The sequence below is a fragment of the Stenotrophomonas sp. YJH_SMC_32 genome (genome assembly GCF_059369975.1).
Map to the genome: position 1 here is coordinate 76,880 of NZ_JCAFTE010000008.1, position 20,398 is coordinate 97,277.

At 66.9% G+C, this 20,398-nt stretch carries 17 protein-coding genes, 1 pseudogene and 1 riboswitch; of the genes and pseudogenes, 8 read left to right on the top strand and 10 right to left on the bottom strand.

Annotated features, from left to right (window positions below; translation table 11 throughout):
- Positions 1-275: 275 nt before the first annotated feature.
- Positions 276-378, top strand: a riboswitch (glycine riboswitch).
- Positions 379-440: 62 nt separating this feature from the next.
- Entirely contained in the window at positions 441-3,308 is a 2,868-nt protein-coding gene (gene gcvP / locus AC5P7S_RS12050) for an aminomethyl-transferring glycine dehydrogenase (RefSeq protein WP_095378362.1), read from the top strand.
- Positions 3,309-3,400: 92 nt separating this feature from the next.
- Here gcvP and AC5P7S_RS12055 read toward each other — a convergent pair whose 3' ends face one another.
- The 3 genes from AC5P7S_RS12055 to AC5P7S_RS12065 all read right to left on the bottom strand — a co-directional run bounded on the left by AC5P7S_RS12055 (position 3,401) and on the right by AC5P7S_RS12065 (position 6,170).
- Positions 3,401-3,811 (bottom strand): VOC family protein, encoded by a 411-nt coding sequence (locus tag AC5P7S_RS12055; RefSeq protein WP_005418291.1) that lies wholly within the window; start codon positions 3,809-3,811, stop codon positions 3,401-3,403.
- Positions 3,812-3,997: 186 nt separating this feature from the next.
- Positions 3,998-5,365 (bottom strand): amino acid permease, encoded by a 1,368-nt coding sequence (locus tag AC5P7S_RS12060; protein ID WP_053500677.1) that lies wholly within the window; start codon positions 5,363-5,365, stop codon positions 3,998-4,000.
- An 82-nt stretch (positions 5,366-5,447) separates the two neighbouring features.
- The gene (locus tag AC5P7S_RS12065; protein WP_005418296.1) at positions 5,448-6,170 is read right to left on the bottom strand and encodes a helix-turn-helix transcriptional regulator; all 723 of its coding nucleotides are present in this window, start codon (positions 6,168-6,170) and stop codon (positions 5,448-5,450) included.
- A gap of 158 nt (positions 6,171-6,328) precedes the next feature.
- On the opposite strand from AC5P7S_RS12065, the pseudogene AC5P7S_RS12070 reads away from it, so the two are divergent.
- Both AC5P7S_RS12070 and AC5P7S_RS12075 read left to right on the top strand, forming a co-directional pair.
- Positions 6,329-8,362 (top strand): annotated as a pseudogene (locus AC5P7S_RS12070) (catalase); the annotation flags it as partial.
- Positions 8,363-8,384: 22 nt separating this feature from the next.
- Positions 8,385-8,789 (top strand): hypothetical protein, encoded by a 405-nt coding sequence (locus AC5P7S_RS12075; protein WP_095378360.1) that lies wholly within the window; start codon positions 8,385-8,387, stop codon positions 8,787-8,789.
- 9 nt (positions 8,790-8,798) lie between these two features.
- Here AC5P7S_RS12075 and AC5P7S_RS12080 read toward each other — a convergent pair whose 3' ends face one another.
- The gene (locus AC5P7S_RS12080; protein ID WP_095378359.1) at positions 8,799-9,539 is read right to left on the bottom strand and encodes an alpha/beta fold hydrolase; all 741 of its coding nucleotides are present in this window, start codon (positions 9,537-9,539) and stop codon (positions 8,799-8,801) included.
- A 167-nt stretch (positions 9,540-9,706) separates the two neighbouring features.
- On the opposite strand from AC5P7S_RS12080, the gene AC5P7S_RS12085 reads away from it, so the two are divergent.
- Complete coding sequence (locus AC5P7S_RS12085; protein WP_231111973.1) at positions 9,707-10,219, top strand: hypothetical protein; 513 nt, start codon at positions 9,707-9,709, stop codon at positions 10,217-10,219.
- A 14-nt stretch (positions 10,220-10,233) separates the two neighbouring features.
- A complete protein-coding gene (locus AC5P7S_RS12090) occupies positions 10,234-10,524 on the top strand; it encodes a hypothetical protein (protein WP_032954416.1) in 291 nt (96 codons plus the stop codon).
- Between the two features lie 88 nt (positions 10,525-10,612).
- Here AC5P7S_RS12090 and AC5P7S_RS12095 read toward each other — a convergent pair whose 3' ends face one another.
- Positions 10,613-12,739, bottom strand: coding sequence for a methyl-accepting chemotaxis protein (locus AC5P7S_RS12095; protein ID WP_095378358.1), 2,127 nt, complete (start codon positions 12,737-12,739; stop codon positions 10,613-10,615).
- A 233-nt stretch (positions 12,740-12,972) separates the two neighbouring features.
- On the opposite strand from AC5P7S_RS12095, the gene AC5P7S_RS12100 reads away from it, so the two are divergent.
- Both AC5P7S_RS12100 and AC5P7S_RS12105 read left to right on the top strand, forming a co-directional pair.
- Entirely contained in the window at positions 12,973-13,935 is a 963-nt protein-coding gene (locus tag AC5P7S_RS12100; RefSeq protein WP_005418319.1) for a L,D-transpeptidase family protein, read from the top strand.
- Between the two features lie 4 nt (positions 13,936-13,939).
- On the top strand, positions 13,940-14,620 hold the full coding sequence (locus AC5P7S_RS12105; RefSeq protein WP_095378357.1) for a M23 family metallopeptidase: 681 nt from the start codon (positions 13,940-13,942) through the stop codon (positions 14,618-14,620).
- Here the strand turns inward: AC5P7S_RS12105 and AC5P7S_RS12110 are convergent.
- The 5 genes from AC5P7S_RS12110 to hflK all read right to left on the bottom strand — a co-directional run bounded on the left by AC5P7S_RS12110 (position 14,550) and on the right by hflK (position 19,164).
- Positions 14,550-15,218: a hypothetical protein gene (locus tag AC5P7S_RS12110; protein ID WP_095378356.1), complete on the bottom strand. Its 669-nt coding sequence runs from the start codon at positions 15,216-15,218 to the stop codon at positions 14,550-14,552. The two genes, AC5P7S_RS12105 and AC5P7S_RS12110, sit on opposite strands and share 71 nt — an antisense overlap.
- A gap of 132 nt (positions 15,219-15,350) precedes the next feature.
- The gene (locus AC5P7S_RS12115; RefSeq protein ID WP_005418326.1) at positions 15,351-16,643 is read right to left on the bottom strand and encodes an adenylosuccinate synthase; all 1,293 of its coding nucleotides are present in this window, start codon (positions 16,641-16,643) and stop codon (positions 15,351-15,353) included.
- Between the two features lie 274 nt (positions 16,644-16,917).
- Positions 16,918-17,103, bottom strand: coding sequence for a DUF2065 domain-containing protein (locus tag AC5P7S_RS12120; RefSeq protein ID WP_005418333.1), 186 nt, complete (start codon positions 17,101-17,103; stop codon positions 16,918-16,920).
- Positions 17,104-17,170: 67 nt separating this feature from the next.
- Complete coding sequence (gene hflC / locus AC5P7S_RS12125; RefSeq protein WP_005414169.1) at positions 17,171-18,034, bottom strand: protease modulator HflC; 864 nt, start codon at positions 18,032-18,034, stop codon at positions 17,171-17,173.
- Entirely contained in the window at positions 18,031-19,164 is a 1,134-nt protein-coding gene (hflK, locus tag AC5P7S_RS12130) for an FtsH protease activity modulator HflK (protein ID WP_005418335.1), read from the bottom strand. Before hflK ends, hflC begins: the two co-directional genes overlap by 4 nt.
- Positions 19,165-19,317: 153 nt before the next feature.
- Here hflK and AC5P7S_RS12135 point away from each other — a divergent pair, with 153 nt between their 5' ends.
- Positions 19,318-20,313, top strand: coding sequence for a YhdH/YhfP family quinone oxidoreductase (locus AC5P7S_RS12135; RefSeq protein ID WP_053498913.1), 996 nt, complete (start codon positions 19,318-19,320; stop codon positions 20,311-20,313).
- The last annotated feature ends 85 nt before the right edge of the window (positions 20,314-20,398 follow it).

The following is a 20,398-nucleotide window of genomic DNA, read 5'->3' on the forward strand; positions in this document are numbered from 1 at the left end:
GCGTGGCACGCACGGCGGGCGCCGGTCCCCGTCTGCAGGGAGGGCGCCAGATGAATTCAGGTATCTGGCCATCATAGGTGGGGATTGCGCCTGATGCCATGCAGCGATGCACAAAACGCACGTCCGGGCCATCGGCCATTCAGGCGCAGCGGCCAGGCCCGTAGACGGCCAGCGGGCCCGCAACGGGCTATAATCGGCGGGCAACACGGTGGGAGAAGCGGAACACCGCTGCCGAAGGCGCAACGCCCGTAATCGCTCAGGCCCGATACCACCCGTAACAGAACTCTGGAGAGACCGGTTCGATCCGGCGCCGAAGGGGCACGAAGCCGCGGTTTTCCGCGCTTCCAAACTCTCAGGCAAAAGGACAGAGGGGCGCCCCGCAGACCGCCGACCGGCGGCTTGTGCCCGTGCGTGTGCCCTTTCCTGACGGATCCTTCGCCATGTCCCAGAACACCCCTTCCCTGCGTGAGCTCGAGCACCACAATGCGTTCGTCGAGCGCCACATCGGCCCCAACGATGCCGAGATCGCGCAGATGCTCGACGTCGTCGGCCACGCGTCGCTGGATGCGATGACCGATGCCATCGTGCCGGCCAAGATCAAGTCGCCGGCGCCGCTGGCGCTGCCGGAGTCGATGACCGAAGTGCAGGCACTGGCGAAGATCCGCGCGATCGCCGACAAGAACACCGTGCTGCGCAGCTTCATCGGCCAAGGCTACTACGGTACCCACACCCCGAACGTGATCCTGCGCAACATCCTGGAAAACCCGGCCTGGTACACCGCCTACACCCCGTACCAGGCCGAGATCTCGCAGGGCCGCATGGAAGCGCTGATCAACTTCCAGACCCTGTGCGCCGACCTGACCGGCATGGAGATCGCCAACGCCTCGCTGCTGGACGAAGCCACTGCCGCCGCTGAAGCGATGACCCTGGCCAAGCGTTCGGCCAAGTCGAAGTCGGACACCTTCTTCGTGCACGACGCCGTGCACCCGCAGACCCTGGAACTGCTGCGTACCCGCGCTGAACCGATGGGTATCGTGCTGCGCGTCGGCACCCCGGCCGAAGCACTGGAAGCGGAAGCCTTCGGCCTGCTGCTGCAGTACCCGGACACCTTCGGCCAGGTCGGCGACTACAAGGCGCTGGTCGAGGCCGTGCACGCACGCGGCGGCCTGGTGGCCGTGGCCACCGACCTGCTGGCGCTGACCCTGCTGGCCGCACCGGGCGAATGGGGCGCGGACATCGTGGTCGGCAACAGCCAGCGTTTCGGCGTGCCGTTCGGCTTCGGCGGCCCGCACGCCGCGTTCATGGCCTGCCGTGACGCCTACAAGCGCTCGATGCCGGGCCGCCTGATCGGCGTTTCGGTCGATGCCCAGGGCAACCCGGCCTACCGCCTGACCCTGCAGACCCGCGAGCAGCACATCCGCCGCGAGAAGGCCACCTCCAACATCTGTACCGCACAGGTGCTGCTGGCGGTGATGGCCTCGATGTATGCGGTCTACCATGGTCCGGAAGGCCTGACCCGCATCGCCCGGCGCACCCACCGCCTGGCCTCGATCCTGGCTGCGGCACTGCGCAACGCCGGCGTGCAGGTCGGTGGCGACTTCTTCGACACCCTGCACATCACCGGCGTGCATGCCGATGAGATCCACGCCAAGGCACGCGCCGCCGGCTACAACCTTCGCGCGATCGACAGCGACTCGGTCGGCATCAGCCTGGACGAGACCGCCACCCGCGCCGACGTGGTCGCGCTGGCCGCCGTGTTCGGCGCGCAGGCTGACGTCGAGGCGCTGGACGCCAGCACCGCCGACGCGCTGCCGGCGGGCCTGCTGCGCCAGTCCGCGTTCCTGACCCACCCGGTGTTCAACACCCACCACAGCGAGCACGAACTGCTGCGCTACCTGCGTTCGCTGGCCGACAAGGACCTGGCGATGGACCGCACGATGATCCCGCTGGGCTCGTGCACCATGAAGCTCAACGCCACCGCCGAGATGATCCCGGTGACCTGGCCGGAGTTCTCGCAGATCCACCCGCTGGTGCCGGCCGACCAGGCGCTGGGCTACAAGGAACTGATCGACACGCTGGAAGCGATGCTGGTCGAATGCACCGGCTACGACGCGGTCAGCCTGCAGCCGAACTCCGGCGCGCAGGGCGAGTACGCCGGCCTGCTGGCGATCCGTGCCTACCACCGCTCGCGCGGCGAAGGCCACCGCGACATCTGCCTGATCCCGGACTCGGCGCACGGCACCAACCCGGCCTCGGCGCAGATGTGCGGCATGAAGGTCGTGGTGACCAAGACCGATGCCAACGGCAACGTCGACGTCGAGGACATCCGCCTCAACGCCGAGAAGTACAGCGACCGCCTGGCCGCGATCATGATGACCTACCCGTCCACGCACGGCGTGTTCGAGGAAGAGGTGGTCGAGATCTGCGAGATCATCCACAAGCACGGCGGCCAGGTGTACACCGACGGCGCCAACATGAACGCCCTGGTCGGCGTGGCCAAGCCGGGCAAGTGGGGTTCGGACGTTTCGCACCTGAACCTGCACAAGACCTTCTGCATCCCGCACGGCGGTGGTGGCCCGGGCGTGGGCCCGTGCGCGGTCAAGGAGCACCTGGCCCCGTTCCTGCCGGGCAAGCTGGGTGACAGCGGCCCGGTCGGCATGGTCAGCGCGGCCAGCTTCGGCAGTGCTTCGATCCTGCCGATCAGCTGGATGTACATCGCGATGATGGGCCGCGAAGGCCTGCGCAAGGCCACCCAGGTCGCGCAGCTCAACGCCAACTACATTGCCAAGCGCCTGGCTCCGCACTTCAAGACCCTGTATACCGGCCGTAACGGCCTGGTGGCGCACGAGTGCATCCTGGACGTGCGCCCGCTGGAGAAGACCAGCGGCATCGGTGCCGAGGACGTCGCCAAGCGCCTGATCGACTTCGGCTTCCACGCCCCGACCCTGAGCTTCCCGGTGGCCGGCACGCTGATGGTCGAGCCAACCGAGAGCGAGTCGCTGCACGAGCTGGACCGTTTCATCAACGCGATGATCCAGATCCGAGAGGAAATCAGCGCGATCGAAGACGGTCGCCTGGACCGCGAGGACAACCCGCTGAAGAACGCCCCGCACACCGCCACCGCGGTGACCGCCAGCGAGTGGACCCACGCCTATCCGCGCGAACTGGCCGCCTTCCCGCTGGCCAGCCTGAAGCAGAGCAAGTACTGGCCGCCGGTGGCACGCGTCGACAACGTGTACGGTGACAAGAACGTGATGTGCGCCTGCATCCCGGTCGATGCCTACAAGGATGATGAAGTCGAGGCTTGATTCCTCACTGCATCGATAAAGAAAACGGCCCGCGCAAGCGGGCCGTTTTCATGAGGGCGTGTGAACCAAGGTCCACACCCACAATTACCCGATCACGGGTCCGGCATCTGTCCCAGGCTCAACTGCCACGATACGCCGAAGCGGTCCTGCACCCAGCCATAGCGGTTGCTGAAGTCGTAATCACCCACCGGCATCAACCAATGGCCGCCCTCGCCCAGCACGCGTGCCGCACGCTCGAACTGCTCGGCACCGGAGCACTCGACGAACAGCGAGATCGACGGGCTGAAGGTGAAGTCGTGCACATCCAGGCTGTCAAAGCACAGGTAATGCGTGCCACCGAGCAGGAAGATCGCCTGGCGGACCTGGCCGGGCACGCCGGCGCCGGCCCCCTCGGGGTGGCGTTGCAGGGCCAGCAGGCGGAAATCGGCGAAGGCTTCGGCGTACAGGGCCAGGGCGGCCTCGGCCTGGCCGGTGAACATCAGGAAGGGACGGCTGCGCAGCATGCGGTACTCCTGGTCGACGGGCCGCTGGCGGCCCACGCGATCAGGATGGCACGGCGGATGTATGCCTGCTGTAGAGCCGAGCCCGCGCTCGGCTGGCGGCCACGCGAACAGCAGCCGACCGTAGGGTCGGCTCTACAGAACATTCGGCGACCGCAACCGACCGTGGGGCCGGTTCTACAGCGGCAGTCACGCCTGGCGCATGCGCCGTGCGATGGCGCTGCCGGCGGCAATCGTGGCGGTCAACGCCACCATCGACAGGAACTGCAGGCGGGTGTGCGACTCACTCAGCAGCAGGCCGAAGATCAACGCCAGGATCGCCAGCGCGCAGCAGGTCAGCCACGGGAAACCGGCCATGCGGAACGGCAGGCGGGTACCCAGGCGATCGGCGCGGCGGCGCAGTACCAGCTGCGAAACCAGCGACAACGTCCACACCAGCAGGCAGGTGGAACCGACGATGTTGAGCAGTACCGGCAGCACCCGGTCCGGGAACAGCAGTTCCATCACCGTCGCAGCGAAACCGAACAGCACGCTGGCCAGCACGGCGATGACCGGCACCTGGCGCGGATCGGTCCAGCCCAGCACCGCCGGCGCCTCGCGGCGCTGCGCCAGCGAATACATCATGCGCGAGGCGCCGTAGAGGTTGGCATTGAGTGCCGACAGCAGCGCGATCACCGCGATCAGGGTGATCGCAGTGCCGGCGCCCGGAATGCGCGCGATGTCCAGCACGGCGGCAAAGGGTGACTTCAGTGCTTCGCTGGTCCAGGGCACCACGGCGATGATCACGCTCAGCGAGCCGATGTAGAACACCAGGATGCGCCAGGCCACGGTACGGATGGCACGGGCGATGCTGCGTTCGGGATCTTCGGTTTCGGCCGCCGCAACGGCAACGATTTCGGTGCCACCGAAGGCAAAAACGACAACCAGCAGCGCCGCACCGATCCCGGCCAGGCCCTTCGGTGCGAAACCACCGTGTTCGGTGAAGTTGCTCAGGCCAGGTGAGGTGACCTGCGGCAGCCAGCCCATCAGCAGTGCCACGCCGATGGCAATGAAGGCCAGGATCGCCGCCACTTTCAGGATGGCGAACCAGAATTCGAACTCGCCGAAGTTCTTCACCCCGAGCAGGTTGATCGCAGTGAAGAACAGCATGAAGGCCAACGCAGCCATCGGCACCGGCACCACCGGCCAGACCGTGGCAAGCAACCCGGCCGCACCCACCGCCTCGGCGGCGATCACGATCACCAGCTGCACCCACCACAACCAGCCGACCGTGGCGCCAGCGGTGGCGCCCATGGCATCGGCGGCGTACACCGAGAACGCGCCGCTGGTCGGTTTGGCCGCCGCCATCTCGCCCAGTGCGTTCATCACGATGATCACCAGCGCGCCGGCGACCAGATACGAGACCAGAACCGCCGGGCCGGCCGCCTGCACACCCACGCCCGAGCCGAGGAACAGGCCGGCGCCGATGGCGCTGCCCAGGCCCATCATGATCAGCTGGCGGGGCTTGAGCGAATGTCCGAGGCGGGACGGCGAAGCGGTCGGAATCGAGTTGGGCATCGGCGGGGCTGGCGGCGGGCTACAGGGGCGACACCTTACCCTGTCCCGTGCCCACGGGGATAGGCACAGCGCAGCAGGCGGCTCAGGCCAGTGCGGGCTCGCCGACGTTGCCGCCGATACGGGCGCGATAGGCGCGCGGCGAGAAACCGGTTTCAGCCTTGAACTTGCGGGTGAAGGCACTCTGGTCGCTGAAACCGCAGGCCTGCCCGATGCAGGCAATGCTGTCGTCGCCATGCAACAGGTGCATGGCCATCTGGATCCGCAGCCGGGTCAGCACCTGCTGCGGGGTCATCTGGAACACCTTGCGGAAACTGCGTTCCAGCTTGGACAGCGAGAAGCCGGTGATGTCCAGCAGGGTCTGCATGCGCACGTTCTCGGCGTAGTGCGCGTTGAGGTGGGCCAGGGCCAGCCGCAGCTGCTCGTACTGGGCGCCCAGGCTATCCTTCTGGCCCAGGTCGCGGGAAATGCCGATCAGGCCCTCGATGGCGCCATCGACCAGCAGCGGTCGCTTGCAGGTCAGGCACCAGCCCGGTTCGCGGTTGGCGAACAGGTGCAGCTCCATCAGGTTCTCGATCACCTCGCCGGACAGCACGCGGGCGTCCTGGTCGACATAGTCCGCGCTGAGGCCGGTCGGGTAGATCTCGGCCGCCGTGCGCCCGATCACGTCCTTGCGCGCGCGCAGGCCCAGCCGTCGCAGCATGGTCTGGTTGACGTGGGTGTACCGCCCCTGGCGGTCCTTGATGAAGAACAGCACGTCCGGGATGGCGTCGAACAGGGCTTCGATGTCGGCAGGCTCGACTCGCATGGGGCAAGCATACCCGAGCCTGCTTTTGCCCGTACGTTCACCTTTGCCGGACCTGGGTTTAACGGGCTCGGTTCCAGTGTCGTGGTTCCCTTGATGATCCGGAGCCCCCCATGGCCGCCAGCAAGCCGACCGGCAAGCGCGCAACCGAAAACCACCACCGCGGCAATGGCGATGAACTGCACCCGCGCGCCGGCGGCAGCCACCCGGCGATGACCACCGATCAGGGCATCCCGGTGGCAGACAACCAGAACTCCCTGCGGCAGGGAACTCGAGGGCCCACGCTGCTGGAAGACTTCATCCTTCGCGAGAAGATCACCCACTTCGATCACGAACGCATTCCCGAGCGCATCGTGCACGCACGTGGCAGCGCGGCACATGGCTACTTCGAGTTGACCCGGTCTCTGGCCGCCCACACCCGGGCGCGTATCCTGACCGAGGTAGGCGTCAAGACGCCCGTGTTCACCCGTTTCTCGACGGTAGCCGGCGGCGCGGGCTCGGTGGATACCCCCCGCGACGTGCGCGGCTTCGCGGTCAAGTTCTATACCAAGGAGGGCAACTGGGATCTGGTCGGCAACAACATCCCGGTCTTCTTCATCCAGGACGCCATGAAATTCCCGGACCTGGTGCATGCGGTGAAGATGGAACCAGACCGTGCGTTCCCGCAGGCCGCCTCGGCCCATGACACCTTCTGGGACTTCATTTCGCTGATGCCCGAGTCGATGCACATGATCATGTGGGCGATGAGCGACCGCGCCATCCCGCGTTCACTGCGGATGATCGAGGGCTTCGGTGTGCACAGCTTCCGCCTGCTGGACGAGGCGGGCGAGTCGACCTTCGTCAAATTCCACTGGCGACCCAAGCTGGGCATCCAGTCAACAGTCTGGGACGAAGCGTTGAAACTGCAATCGGCTGACAATGACTTCCATCGCCGCGACCTGTTCGAGGCCATCCAGCGCGGTGATTTCCCCGAGTGGGAACTGGCGGTACAGCTGTTCACGGAAGAGGACGCCGAGGCATTTCCGTTCGATCACCTGGATCCGACCAAGATCATCCCTGAATCGCTGGTACCGCTGCAGGTGATCGGGCGCATGGTGCTGGACCGCTGGCCCGACAACTTCTTCGCCGAGACCGAACAGGTGGCGTTCTGCCCGGCCAACGTGCCGCCGGGCATCGATTTCAGCAACGATCCGCTGCTGCAGGGCCGCCTGTTCTCCTACCTGGACACCCAGCTGCTGCGGCTTGGCGGCCCGAACTTCCACCAGATCCCGGTGAATGCCCCGAAGTGCCCGTTCGCCAATCACCAGCGCGACGGCCACATGCAGATGCAGGTGCCCAAGGGCCGCGTCGCCTATGATCCCAGCTCGCTGCAGGAGGACTCGCCGCGCGAGACGCCCGCAGGTTTCCGCAGCCACGCCAGCGCCGACGATGGCCGCAAGGGCCGCACGCGTGCGGAGAGTTTCGCCGACCACTACAGCCAGGCCCGGATGTTCTTCCGCAGCCTTGAAAAGCCGGAGCAGGCGCACCTGGCATCGGCGCTGGTATTCGAGTTGTCCAAGGTGGAAACGCTGAAGGTGCGGGTGCGCACCGTCAGCCACCTGCGCAACATCGACGAATCGCTGGCCCGGCGCGTGGCCGATGGTCTGGCGTTGCCTGCACTGCCCGACGCGGCGCCGACTGCTACCCCGGTGCGGGACATGCCCCCCGCTCCCGAGGTGCGCGTGATCGGGCGCAACAAGCCCATCCTGCAGGGTCGCTGCATCGGCGTCCTGTTCGATGAGGGCTCCGATGCCCGCGTGATCGCCAGCCTGAGCAAGGCCGCTCGGAAGGCAGGTGCGGAGGTGAAGCTGGTGGCACCAAAAGTGGGAGGCGCCACGCTGAGCGATGGGGCGATGCAGGCGGCGGATGGGCAACTGGCGGGCACGCCATCGGCTGTGTTCGATGCGGTGGCCGTGGTGCTCAGCCCGGAAGCCGCGAAGGCCTTGTCGAAAGAGAGTGCAGCCGTCGAATTCGTCAGCCAGGCGTGGGCGCACCTGAAGGCCATCGCCAGCGACGCAGGCGGCCAGACGCTGCTGAAGGCGGCGCGGGTCGGCAACGATGCCGGCATCGTCGAAGCGGAAGACGCCAAGGCCTTCCTGGCGGCGGCCGCCACCCGCCAATGGGCGCGTGAACCGAAGCTGCGCCTGCTGGCCTGACTACTACGACAGGAGATCCGTCATGCCCCGTGGTGACAAATCCGCATATACCGAGAAACAGAAGCGCCAGGCCGAGCACATCGAGGACAGCGAGCGCGAGCGCGGCGCGAGTGAAGGCACCGCCGAGCGCATCGCCTGGGCCACCGTGAACAAGCAGGACGGTGGCGGCAAACGTAGCGGCAGCGCACGCAAGGGCACGAAGAAGGCGGCGAGCAAGAAGGCGCCTGCGAAGAAGGCGGCGGCAAAGAAGGCACCGGCTCGTAAGACCGCCACCAAGAAGGCCGCAAAGAAGACAGCGGTCAAGAAGGCCGGTACAGCCGCCTCGCGCAGTGCTGCAGCGAAGAAGGCGGCCAAGACCCGTGCGGCGAAGAAGACCGTGCGCAAGGTGGCGGCCAGGAAAGCGGCACGTACCCGCGCCCGCAGCTGAGCGCATCGTTCAACGCGGCAACGTCCTCATCCACGCGGCCACTTCGGCTGCAGCTGCGTCGGCACGCGCCTGCAGCAGCAGATGTGGCCCCTCCAACGACACATGGCGGGCATCGGGCAACAGGGCCTGCAGCTCGGCCACGCTGGGCGGCCACAGCAGGCGGTCGTGGCACGCGTGCAGGCACAGCGTCGGCACCTGGATTGCTGGCAGCAATGCACGCACGTCGACCCGCAGGGTCGCTGCGGCGCGTTGCCGCAACGTGCTCGTCGGAGTCCTGGCCAACGCTTCGCGCAGCATCGACGTGTGCCCGCGGGTGTACCACGGCCCCAGCAACAGGCGCGCCAGCAATGCCACGGGAGGCAGCGGCCAGGCCGGCGACAGCAGGGCTGCGCTGGCTGCCGGCAGTGGCACCGGCCGACGCGCAAAGGTCGCTGCAAGCACCAGTCCGCGCAGCCCGGTGGGATGCCGCGTGGCCAGTTCAACAGCCAACGGGCCCGAGAAAGACTCGGCGAGCAGGATGAAGGGACGACTGGGCAGCTGCGACCACAGCCGTTGGGCAAGCGTGGCGTGATCCTGCGGTCCCTGCGCGGGCAGCGTGATCGCCTGCGTTGTCAGACCGTAAGCCTGGAGTGCCGACAGGAACGGGGGCGACAGCCTGCTGGAGCCATCCAGACCGGGCAGCATCAGCACGTGCTGCGGCGCGGCCGATGCAGGGATACAGATCGGCGTTTCCTCGCTCCCGATTCCCATGCCACCTCCTTTGCCGGCAAGCATCACCCACATCGGCAGGCAACGGAACCCCTGCTCCGGCTGTCCTGCTGCTTTGCCGGCCAATGTTGGGCAATACTACCCGCTCTGCCGCGGGACGCGGCTACCTGGGAGAGCCGTTGATGCGATGGACCTGCGCGCTGGCCATGATGGCCATGATGCTGCCACTGAACAGCTCCGCCAGCGATGGTTGGATAAATGGGGATGGCAAGGCGTTGACGGAGACCGATGCCATGAAATCCAGCGGCGGCTTCGCGGCATCGCTGCTGGTCACTTCCGATGCCGACTGGCGGGCCAAGTGGGAGACCCCGCCGGAGACCACTCCCGGCTTCAACGAGGCCAACGAAGTCCACCTGGGCGGTGAGTTGTTCCTGCTGACATTCCTCTCCAACCCGCAACTGGACGAGAACCGCGTACCCAAGGTGCACTGCGATCTGCGCATGCTGCGCCCGGACGGCAGTACCAGTATCGACGAACGCGATGTTCCCTGTTTCACCGCCGCCCTGACCGGCCCGCCAAACCTGCTGTACATGACCAACCTGCACCTGAAGTTCGTCGCTGAGGCCGGTGATCCCAAAGGCACGTGGACTGCGCAGGTGGTGGTCCGGGATCTGCTGCGGAAGGTGAGCCTGCCGCTGCAGGCCCGCTTCGACGTCCGTTGAACCGGGGCATGCGGATGAAGATGCGGCGACTCCTGAGCTGGACCGGTCTAGCGCTTTGCGTGGTCTACCTGCTGTTGACCGCATGGCTGGTTCACGGCGCGCAGTCGGAGGGGGACCCGAAGGGTACCTATATCCTGATGGCGCTCCCCATCACCCTGCAGTCTGCCGCACTCGATGCCATCGGCGCAGGCGGCCTGCTGCGTGGCAAGCCCTGGTCGACCGCATATGCAGTGCTGGTTCCGCCAACACTGCTGTTGCTGTACGCAGCCGGCTGGCTGATCGAACGCTCAGCCCGCGGGCGCTAGCCCGCGGCATCGTTCCGGTGGGCGCATCGACGCCCTGCATGCGGGACATCGCAGGCAGGGCGCCATCCAGTATCCAGTTACAGGTCGCTTACGCCGCCCGCGCCGGCATGACCGGCATGCGCGGCCCCTGCTCCAGCTGGAATACCGCCACTGACGTGGTCAGTGCATGCGCCTGTTCTTCCAGCGCGCGGCTCGCGGCAGTGGCTTCTTCCACAAGCGCGGCGTTCTGCTGGGTCACCTGGTCCATCTGCACCACCACCTGGTTGACCTGCTCGATGCCGGCGGCCTGCTCCTTGCTGGCCGCTGCGATGTCGCTCATCAGCTGGGTGGTGCGCGAACTGGCCTGCGCCACGCGTGCGATCGCGGCTTCCGATTCAACGGTCACCGCCAGGCCACTCTTCACCTTGGAAGCGGCGTCCTCGATCAGTTCCTTGATCTCCTTGGCGGCGACACCGGCACGCTGTGCGAGCGTGCGCACTTCGCTGGCGACCACGGCAAAGCCACGGCCCTGCTCGCCTGCACGCGCAGCTTCCACTGCGGCATTCAGCGCCAGGATGTTGGTCTGGAACGCGATGCCGTCGATCACCGTGGAGATTTCCGAGATGCGCGCCGAGGATTGATCGATTTCGCCCATCACCGATGCCATCTGTGCCATCGCCTGCTCGGTCTCGCGCACGGCGGCACCGGCGGCATGCGCTTCGCTGTCGGCCTGACGCGCCAGTTCGGCGTTCTGGCGTACGGTGGAGGTCAGCTCCTCCATCGACGCGGCCGCTTCTTCCAGATTCGCGGCCTGCTGCTCGGTGCGGCGCGACAGGTCGTTGTTGCCGGCGGCCAGTTCCTGGGCCGCGTTGTTGATGCTGTCGGCAGCCACCTGGATGCCGCGGACAATGCCGGTCAGCTGCGCGGTGGTGGTGTTGGCATCGTCGCGCATGCGCGCAAACACGCCGTCGTACTCGCCCTCCATGCGTGCGGTCAGGTCGCCATGCGAGATCGCGCGCAGCACGTCGGAAACATCGGCGATGCTGGCCTGCGAACTGGCCATCATGCCGTTGAGGTGCTCGACCATCGTCTTGAACTGGTACTGGAACGCAGCGGCATCGCCACGCATGCTGAAATCGCCGGCGCGTGCGGCACGGGCCAGTTCATCGATCTGCGCGTTGATCGCCATCAGGCTCTGCTTCACCGCCGCCAGGGTGCGGGTCAGCGTGCCCTTCTCACCCGGGTAGTCCGGCAGGTCGCGGCTGAGGTCACCCATGGCGTAACGCTGCATCACCTCGGCCATCAGCAGTTCCACCTGCACGTGCGATTCGACCAGGCTGTTGGTGGCCTGCACCATGCGGCCGAAATCACCGGGGAACGCACTGGCGTCCATGCGATAGCGGATTGCACCGGCCTCGTGCTGCTCGGCCATCTGCAACTGCGCGCCGATCGCCGCCTGCACACTCTGGCGCACGCTGGCCATCGCCTCGCCCAGCTGGGTCAGCTCGTCGCGGCCACCGAGGCGGAACTCCTGGTCCAGCTGTCCCTTGGACAGGCGCTCGGCCAGGTTCACCGCGCGCGCCAGCGGACCGGTCAGGCTGCGGCCGATCATCACCGAGGCACCGATGCCCACCAGCAGCGCGACGCCGCCCAGCACCAGCAGCTGCAGCAGGCTGCGCTCGCCCAGGCGGATCGCCTCGGCGGCAGCCTCACGGCTTTCCTTCTCCTCGAAGTCCACGCCATCGGACAGCGCCTTGTTCCAGCCGTTGGCGGCTTCCTGCACCGGACCCAGGGTCAGCGCCACGGCGCCCGGGTAGTCGCCCTGCTCCATCAGTTCGCTGGTCTGCTTGTTGAGCGGGCGCGCGATGGCACGCTTGGCCGCGATGGTTTCCGCGATGGCCTTGCCCTCCGCATCGCCTGGCAGTGCCTGGTAGGCGGTCCAGCTGGCCTCATAGCGCTTGACCAGATCGGCAATGCGCTTCTCATCGCTGCCGCGGTCTTCGCCCTGGCGGATCAGCATCTCGCGCCGCACCACCATCATCTGGTTGTTGGCGTCGAGCATCTGCGACAACAGGCGCACCTTGGCCACGCTGACGTCGACCACCTGCTGCATCGCGCGCTTCTGCACGACGCTGGCGGTGGCGCCGGTGGCCACTACGGCGGCAACCAGCAGCAGCAACAGGCCAAAGCCCAGCCCAAGACGCCAGGCAACCCTGACGTTCCTCAAGTAGTTCATGGGGGTATCCAAAACGGGGGGATGTGGCCTTATCGGCGGCACGGCAGGCAATCTTGATCGCCGCCCATCGACGGCGTCGGCCACCGTTCACCTTGGTGAGCCCCCGTCCCAGCGACACCTGCCGCTGGCAACCGGCCGCAATGACATGCCTGCTCATGCGGGCATCAGATCCCTTTCACGGCGGCTCGGCGCCGCCTGCGGGCAAGGTGGCGGCGTACCTGCTGGAGATCCCAATGCGCTCATCTGTGTCTCGATCCACCCTGCTCGCAATCTCGCTGCTGGCGTCGCCGGCCTTCGCGCAGGCGCCGCCGCCCAACCTGCCCGCCCCCATTGCCGAGAAGGCTGGCCCGGACACCGCAGTGCGCTCCGCACTGCATGCCCAGGTGCTGCTGGATCGTGCGAACTTCTCTCCGGGCCAGATTGATGGTGAGGTAGGCAGCAACCAGCGGCGGGCGGTGTCAGGCTTCCAGACGGCACACGGCCTGACCGTAACGGGTGAGCTGGACGACGCCACCTGGAAGGCTCTGCAGGCCGATACGATCACGCCGCTGGCCAGCTACACGCTGACTGCTGAGGATGTCGCCGGCCCGTTCCAGCCGATACCGAAAGGACCCGCCGCCCAGGCCAAGCTGAAATCGCTGGGCTACAGCAATGTGGAAGAAGCCCTGGGCGAGCGCTTCCACGCGTCCCCAGAGCTGATGAAGATGCTCAATCCCGGCGTGGATCTGACCAGGGCTGGCAGCCGCATCCAGGTCCCCAACATCGCCCCGGCCGCATTGCCGAAGGCCGCCAGGATCGTGGTCGACAAATCCGACTCCACGCTGCAGCTACTGGACGCGCAGGGCAAGCTGATCGCGCAGGTGCCGGTGTCATCCGGCAGCCAGCACGACCCGCTGCCGATCGGCGAATGGAAGATCCTGGGCGTTTACCGCGACCCGCCGTTCCACTACAACCCCAAGCTGTTCTGGGATGCCCGCAAGGGGGAAAAGAAAGCCACGCTGCCGCCCGGCCCGAACAATCCGGTCGGCCGGGTCTGGATCGATCTGTCCAAGCCGCATTACGGCTTGCATGGCACGCCTGAACCCGGCCACGTGGGCAAGACCGAGTCGCATGGCTGCGTACGCATGACCAACTGGGATGCACTGCGCGTGGCCGACGCAGTGGACACCTCGGTGCCTGTCGTGATGCAGGAGTGAGTCGATGCGTCTTTCGCAACTGATCGTGCTGGGTGTTCTGCTGGGATTGGGTGCAGGTTGGTGGCTGCACCGCGAAATGGATGAGCCGGTGACCGACGCGCTGCCGGAAGCGCCATCGACGGTGGCCGCCGCGCCGGTGACGGAACCGTTAGCGCCAGGCGCAACAGCCCCACCCGCCTCCACCGCGCCGCCGGCCGCGCAGGCTGCCGGTGCACCGTCCGGCCTGCTGCTGCCCGTGCAGGGCATCCTGCCCTCGCAGCTGCGCGATACCTTCACCGATGCACGCAGCGAGGGCCGCGTACACGATGCCATCGACATCATGGCCGATGCAGGTACGCCGGTACTGGCGGTGGCCGATGGCACGGTGGAAAAACTGTTCGACAGCGAGCGCGGTGGACTGACGATCTACCAGTTCGAGCCCAGCGGGCATTGGTGCTACTACTACGCGCACCTGCAGCGCTACGCCGATGGCCTGGCCGAGAAGCAGGTGATCAAGCGCGGCGAGGTGATCGGTTATGTAGGCAGCACCGGCAACGCCAGTGCCGACGCGCCGCATCTGCATTTTGAGGTACACGTGCTGGGGCCGGAGAGGCAGTGGTGGAAGGGGGAGTCGATCAATCCCTATCCGCTGCTGAAGTCGGCAGCGATGATGCCCGGCGCTGCCAGCGTCGCAATGCCACAGTAAAGACGGCCAACGCAGCTCCTGGAATCATCAGCAACAGCGCCGCCATCTTCCAGAAGAAGAACGGCCACAGCCAGAGGTAGTCGAGGTCGGTCAGCTTCAGCACGTCCATCGGCGGCAGCAGGTCCACCGAGGCCGCACGGCCGGCCAACGCCGGATCGACCTCCAGCACGGTCAGCCGCAGCGAGGAACGGCCTCGCGGCAGTGCGTCACTGCGGCCGTAGCCGAAGTACGAGGCGGCGAACCGGTCTCGCTCGACCGATTCCAGTGCGCGATGGATCTCCGGATCGGTCACCGCCGAGCGGCTCTCCGCGCGGAACTCGGTGCGATCGGTTGGGGTTTCCGCGCGCAGGCGCAGCTCGGGATCGACCGCCGGATCGGCGCCGTCATCCGCATAACGCAGACGCAGTCGCAGCGGGTCGTCGATGAAGCGGTACACCGTGATCTCGGCGGTCGCGCCCGGCTGCAGCACCAGCGGCAGGGTCTGCGTGCGCGAAGCCAGGTAATTGGCGAGCGCGCCCAGCACCAGCACGATGCAGGCCAGCGTCCACAGGCTCCACAGCAGCCACAGAGTCACCCGTGCGACCGTCTCGCCCTTCATACCGAAGTCTCCGTCATCGCTGCGCTGCCCTGCCGGCTGTGCCGCCACAGTACCGAAAACGAAAAAGCCCCGCTTGCGCGGGGCTTTTCCTTCAGCAACACCAGGCAGGGCCCAGCGCTACCGGTCTCTCACTCAGGCAAACGGATCCTGCAGGACCATGGTGTGGTCGCGGTCCGGGCCGGTCGAAACGATGCTGATCGGGCAGCCGGCCAGTTCTTCCAGCGAACGCAGGTAAGCGCGTGCCGCCGGCGGCAGCTCGTCCCACTGGGTGATGCCGTGGGTGTTCTCGCTCCAGCCCGGGAACTCCAGGTACACCGGGGTGCACTCTTCCCAGCCCTGCGCATCCAGCGGAGCATATTCGGTGCGCTTGCCGTTGTATTCGTAGGCGATGCAGACCTTCAGCTTTTCCATGCCATCGAGCACGTCCAGCTTGGTGATGCACAGGCCGCTGATGCCGTTGATGGCCACGGCGCGCTTCAGTGCGACGATGTCCATCCAGCCGCAACGACGCGGGCGGCCGGTCGATGCGCCGTATTCGGCGCCGCGGTCACGGATGCCCTGGCCGACTTCGTCGTCCAGTTCGGTCGGGAACGGGCCACCGCCGACGCGGGTGGCGTAGGCCTTGGCGATGCCCAGCACGTAGTCGATCGAATCGGCGCCAACGCCGGAACCGGCCAGCGCGCCACCGACGGTGGTGTTGGAGCTGGTGACGTACGGGTAGGTGCCGTGGTCGATGTCCAGCAGCGCGCCCTGCGCGCCTTCGAACAGCACGCGCTTACCCTGCTTGCGCAGGTCGTGCAGGATGCCGGCCACGTCGGACTTCATCGGCTGCACGTATTCGCCGAAGGCCAGCGCCTCGTCGAAGGTCTTCTGGAAGTCGACCGCATCGGTGTTCAGATACTTGGTCAGCACGAAGTTGTGGTAATCCAGCGCGGTGCGCAGCAGTTCTTCCAGCTGCTTCGGGTAATGCAGGTCGGCGATGCGGATGCCGCGACGCGCCACCTTGTCTTCGTAGGCCGGGCCGATGCCACGGCCAGTGGTGCCGATCGCCTTGCCACCGGCAGCGCGTTCGCGCGCCTGGTCCAGGGCGATGTGGTACGGCATGATCAGCGGCGCGGCCGGGGAGATCTTCAGGCGCGAACGTACTTCCACGCCGGAGGCTTCCAGCTCGGCGATTTCCTTCTGCAGCGCGGCCGGCGAGATCACCACGCCGTTGCCGATCAGGCACAGCGCGTCGTCACGCAGGATGCCCGACGGGATCAGGTGCAGGACGGTCTTCTTGCCGTTGATGACCAGGGTGTGGCCGGCATTGTGGCCACCCTGGAAGCGCACGACGGCGCCGATTTCCTCAGTGAGCAGATCGACGATCTTGCCCTTGCCTTCATCGCCCCACTGGGCACCCAACACTACGACAGACTGACCCATGACGGGCTCCTCGATTTGTTGCGGCCATCGGGGCCGCGGACGGGTAAACCGTGGCGGGGCTGGCCAGCACCTGGAGGGCGGCTCCAGACGGGGAGCGGCCGGCGATGGAAGGCCCAGACACGGAAAAAGCCGAACGGGGAGGCCCGTCCGGCTTTTGTGCATTATCCGGGTTTCCGGGGTCCGCTGCCACCTTTCCGACGGACGGCTTCACCGGCCGGTCAGGGGACCGAAATGGGGTCAGATCCCTTTCCTGCGGAAAGGGATCTGACCCCTGCTAATGCCTCACCCACCACAGCAGGCCCAGGCCGGCCAGCAGCACCAGCCCGCCGAAGCTGCGCAGGGCCGGGCTGGGCAGGTCCAGCAGGCGCTCGGCCATGCGCTTCCAGGCGAACGGCGCCACGAACAGGAACAGGCCTTCCAGCACCGCGACCAGGCAGACGGCGGCGAACAGATCTTTCATGGGGGACTCCGGAAAAAGCACGGGGCCCGGCGTCTGGCCGGGCCCCGTGGGGTAGTGCCCTGCGACCTCAGCGGTCGTTCTTCAGGTACTGCAGGAACGGGTCGTTCTTGTCGAGCACGATCACGCCATTGCCGTCGGTCATGGAGCCACGGTAGGCCTCCAGGCTGCGGTAGAACGCATAGAACGACGGATCAGCCGAGCCAGCCTTGCCGTAGATGCGGGCCGCCTCGGCATCGCCTTCACCGCGCAGGCGCTGTGCATCACGCTCGGCCTCGGCGATCAGCACGGTGCTGTCGCGGTCGGCCTGGGCACGGATGGTCAGCGACTGCTCCTCGCCCTCCGCACGCAGCTTGGCCGCTTCCTGCTTGCGCTGGGCGCGCATGCGCTCGTACACGTCGTTGATCACCTGGCTGTCAGTCGGCAGGTCCACCTGCTTGATGCGCAGGTCGATCATCTGCATGCCGAGGCCGGCCACCGCCTCGTTGATCCCCTTCAGCTGCTCGGCGATCAGCTCGCTGCGGTCGCCGGACACCAGCTGCTGCAGGGTGCGCGAGTTGATCTGGTTGCGCAGCGAGTCGGTGATGATCGGTGCCAGGCGGGCATTGGCGATGCGCGGATCGCCGCCGGTGGCACGGAAGTAGTCACCTACGTTGGAGATGTAGCCGATGGCGAAGAAGTCGACGCTGACGTCCTTCTGCTCGGCGGTGAAGTAGCGCGCCGGCGCGGTGTCGAGCACCTGGAAGCGGCGGTCGAAGACCTTCACCGTTTCCACCACCGGCACCTTGAAATGCAGGCCCGGCTTGATGTCCGAACGCACCACCTTGCCCAGGTTCAGCACCATGGCGGTCTGGTCCTCACGGACCACGTACACCGAGCCGAGCAGGCCCAGCACCACCGCCACGATCACGGCGATCCAGATAGGACTCTTCATCGGCTGCCCTCCTCACGGCCGCTCGGTCGCCCGGTCGGGCGGCCCACCGGCCGGCCCGGATCACGGGAAGCTTCCACCGCTGCACCCGGCAGCGACGGCATCACCACGTCCGGGTTCGCCACTGCGGCCGGGGCCGAGGTGGTGGGACGGGTATCGCCAGTCATCGGCACGTAGATCAGCTGGCGGCCATCGCCGCCGATCACCTTGCGGTTCTCGCTCAGCACCTGCTGCACGGTCTCCAGCCACAGGCGCTTGCGGGTCACTTCCGGGGCGTCCTTGTACTGGGCCTGCAACAGGCTGAAGCGCTGCGCGTCACCCTCGGCCTTGGACACCACGGCCTGCTTGTAGCCTTCGGCGGTGGTACGGGCGCGCGAGGCCTGGCCCCGGGCTTCCGGCACGACCTTGGCAGCGTAGGCCTGGGCCTCGTTGATCAGGCGTTCCTTGACCTGCTGGGCACCGTTGACCTCGTCAAAGGCCGGCTTCACTTCTTCCGGCGGACGGGCGTCCTGCAGGGTCAGGCCGGTCACGGTCAGGCCGGTCTTGAACGCCTTCAGCAGCGCCTGCAGGCGCTCCTCGGCGGCCACGGCCAGCGGGCCACGGTTGTTCAGCACGGCGTTGAGGTCGGCACGGCCGACTTCCTCGCGCACCGCGCTCTGCGCCGACTGCTCCAGCACCTGGTTGGCATCGACGGTGCCGAACAGGTACTGCTGCGGGTCGTCGATGCGGTACTGGACGTTCAGCGAGACGTTGACGATGTTCTCGTCGCGGGTCAGCACCGGTACCTGGATCGAGAACGTCTTGATCTCGGTGGCGTTGACCTTGGTGACCGATTCGATCGGCCACGGCAGCTTGAAGTTCGGACCGGGCTGCAGGATGCGCGAGAACTGGCCGAAGCGCAGGACCACGCCACGCTGCTGTTCGCCGATCAACTGGAAGCTGGAGAACAGCACCAGCAGCACCACGGCCGCCACCACCCAACGCACGATGCCGCCGTCGAACAGGTCCTTCAGCGGCCCGGGCAAACCGCCCCAGCCACCACCATTGCCACCGCCGCGTGACCCGAACGGCCCGCGTCGATTGTCCTCGGGGCCTTGTCCGCCCTTGTTGCCGCCGGGTGTATTCCAGGCCATGCACGCTCCATCAAGATGTGGGCTGCGGCGCGGGCCCTTCCCGCGGCGCCAGCCGTGAAACCATTACCGATCATACAAGATGGGGCGGATCGGCAGGATCGAAAGGGGGGCAACGGGGTAAGGTGGCGTTTTCCTCGAAGTCAGGCAATGCCGATGGCCCCCACCACCCCGTTCACCGCCTTCCGCATCGAAAACGACGACGCCGGTTACCGCAGCGGCCTGGCCCAGCTCAAGGTCGAAGACCTCAGCCCCGGCCAGGTTCTGATCCGCGCCAACTGGTCCTCGGTCAACTACAAGGACGCCCTGGCCGGCACCGGCAAGGGAAAGATCCTGCGCCGCTTCCCGCTGGTGGGGGGCATCGACGTAGCCGGCACCGTGGTCGCCAGCACCGATCCGGAATGGCGTGAAGGCGACGCGGTGCTGGCCACCGGCTGCGGCCTCAGCGAGACCCGCGACGGCGGCTACAGCCAGTATGTGCGGCTGGAATCGCGTGCGGTGATCGCCCAGCCGGCCGGGCTGAGCCCACGCGAGGCGATGGTGCTGGGCACCGCCGGCTTCACCGCGGCGTTGGCGCTGCTGCGCATGCAGGACAACCGGCAGAGCCCGGAACTTGGACCGCTGGCGGTCACCGGCGCCAGTGGCGGCGTCGGCGCGCTGGCACTGTCGATCTTCAGCCGCGCCGGCTACACGGTGCATGCGATCAGCGGCAAACCCGACCAGACCGGTTTCCTGCACGCCATCGGCGCCACCGAGGTGCTGCCGCGTGAGGCCCTGGCCGACACCGGCCCACTGCAATCGGCGCGTTTCGGTGGGGGCCTGGACAATGCCGGCGGCGCCATGCTCGCCAGCCTGCTGGCGCAGACCGCGCCCTACGGCAGCGTGGTCAGTGCCGGCCTGGCGGCCAGCCCGGCGCTGGACATGACCGTGATGCCGTTCATCCTGCGTGGCGTGTCGCTGCTGGGCGTGTCCTCGGCCAATGCGCCACGCGGGCTGCGCGAGGATGTCTGGGCGCGGCTGGGCAACGAATGGAAACCGCAGCACCTGGACCGCATCTGTACCGCCGAGGTTGGCCTTGATGGCCTGCCGGCCGTGTTCGAGCGGATGCTGGCGGGCGGCTCGCTGGGCCGCACCGTGGTGCGGATCGACTGAACGTAGCAGGCAGGCGACGGACGGCAGATGCGCCCCTCCCGCCGGTAATGAGCCCGCACTACACTGCGGGCATTACATGGGGAAC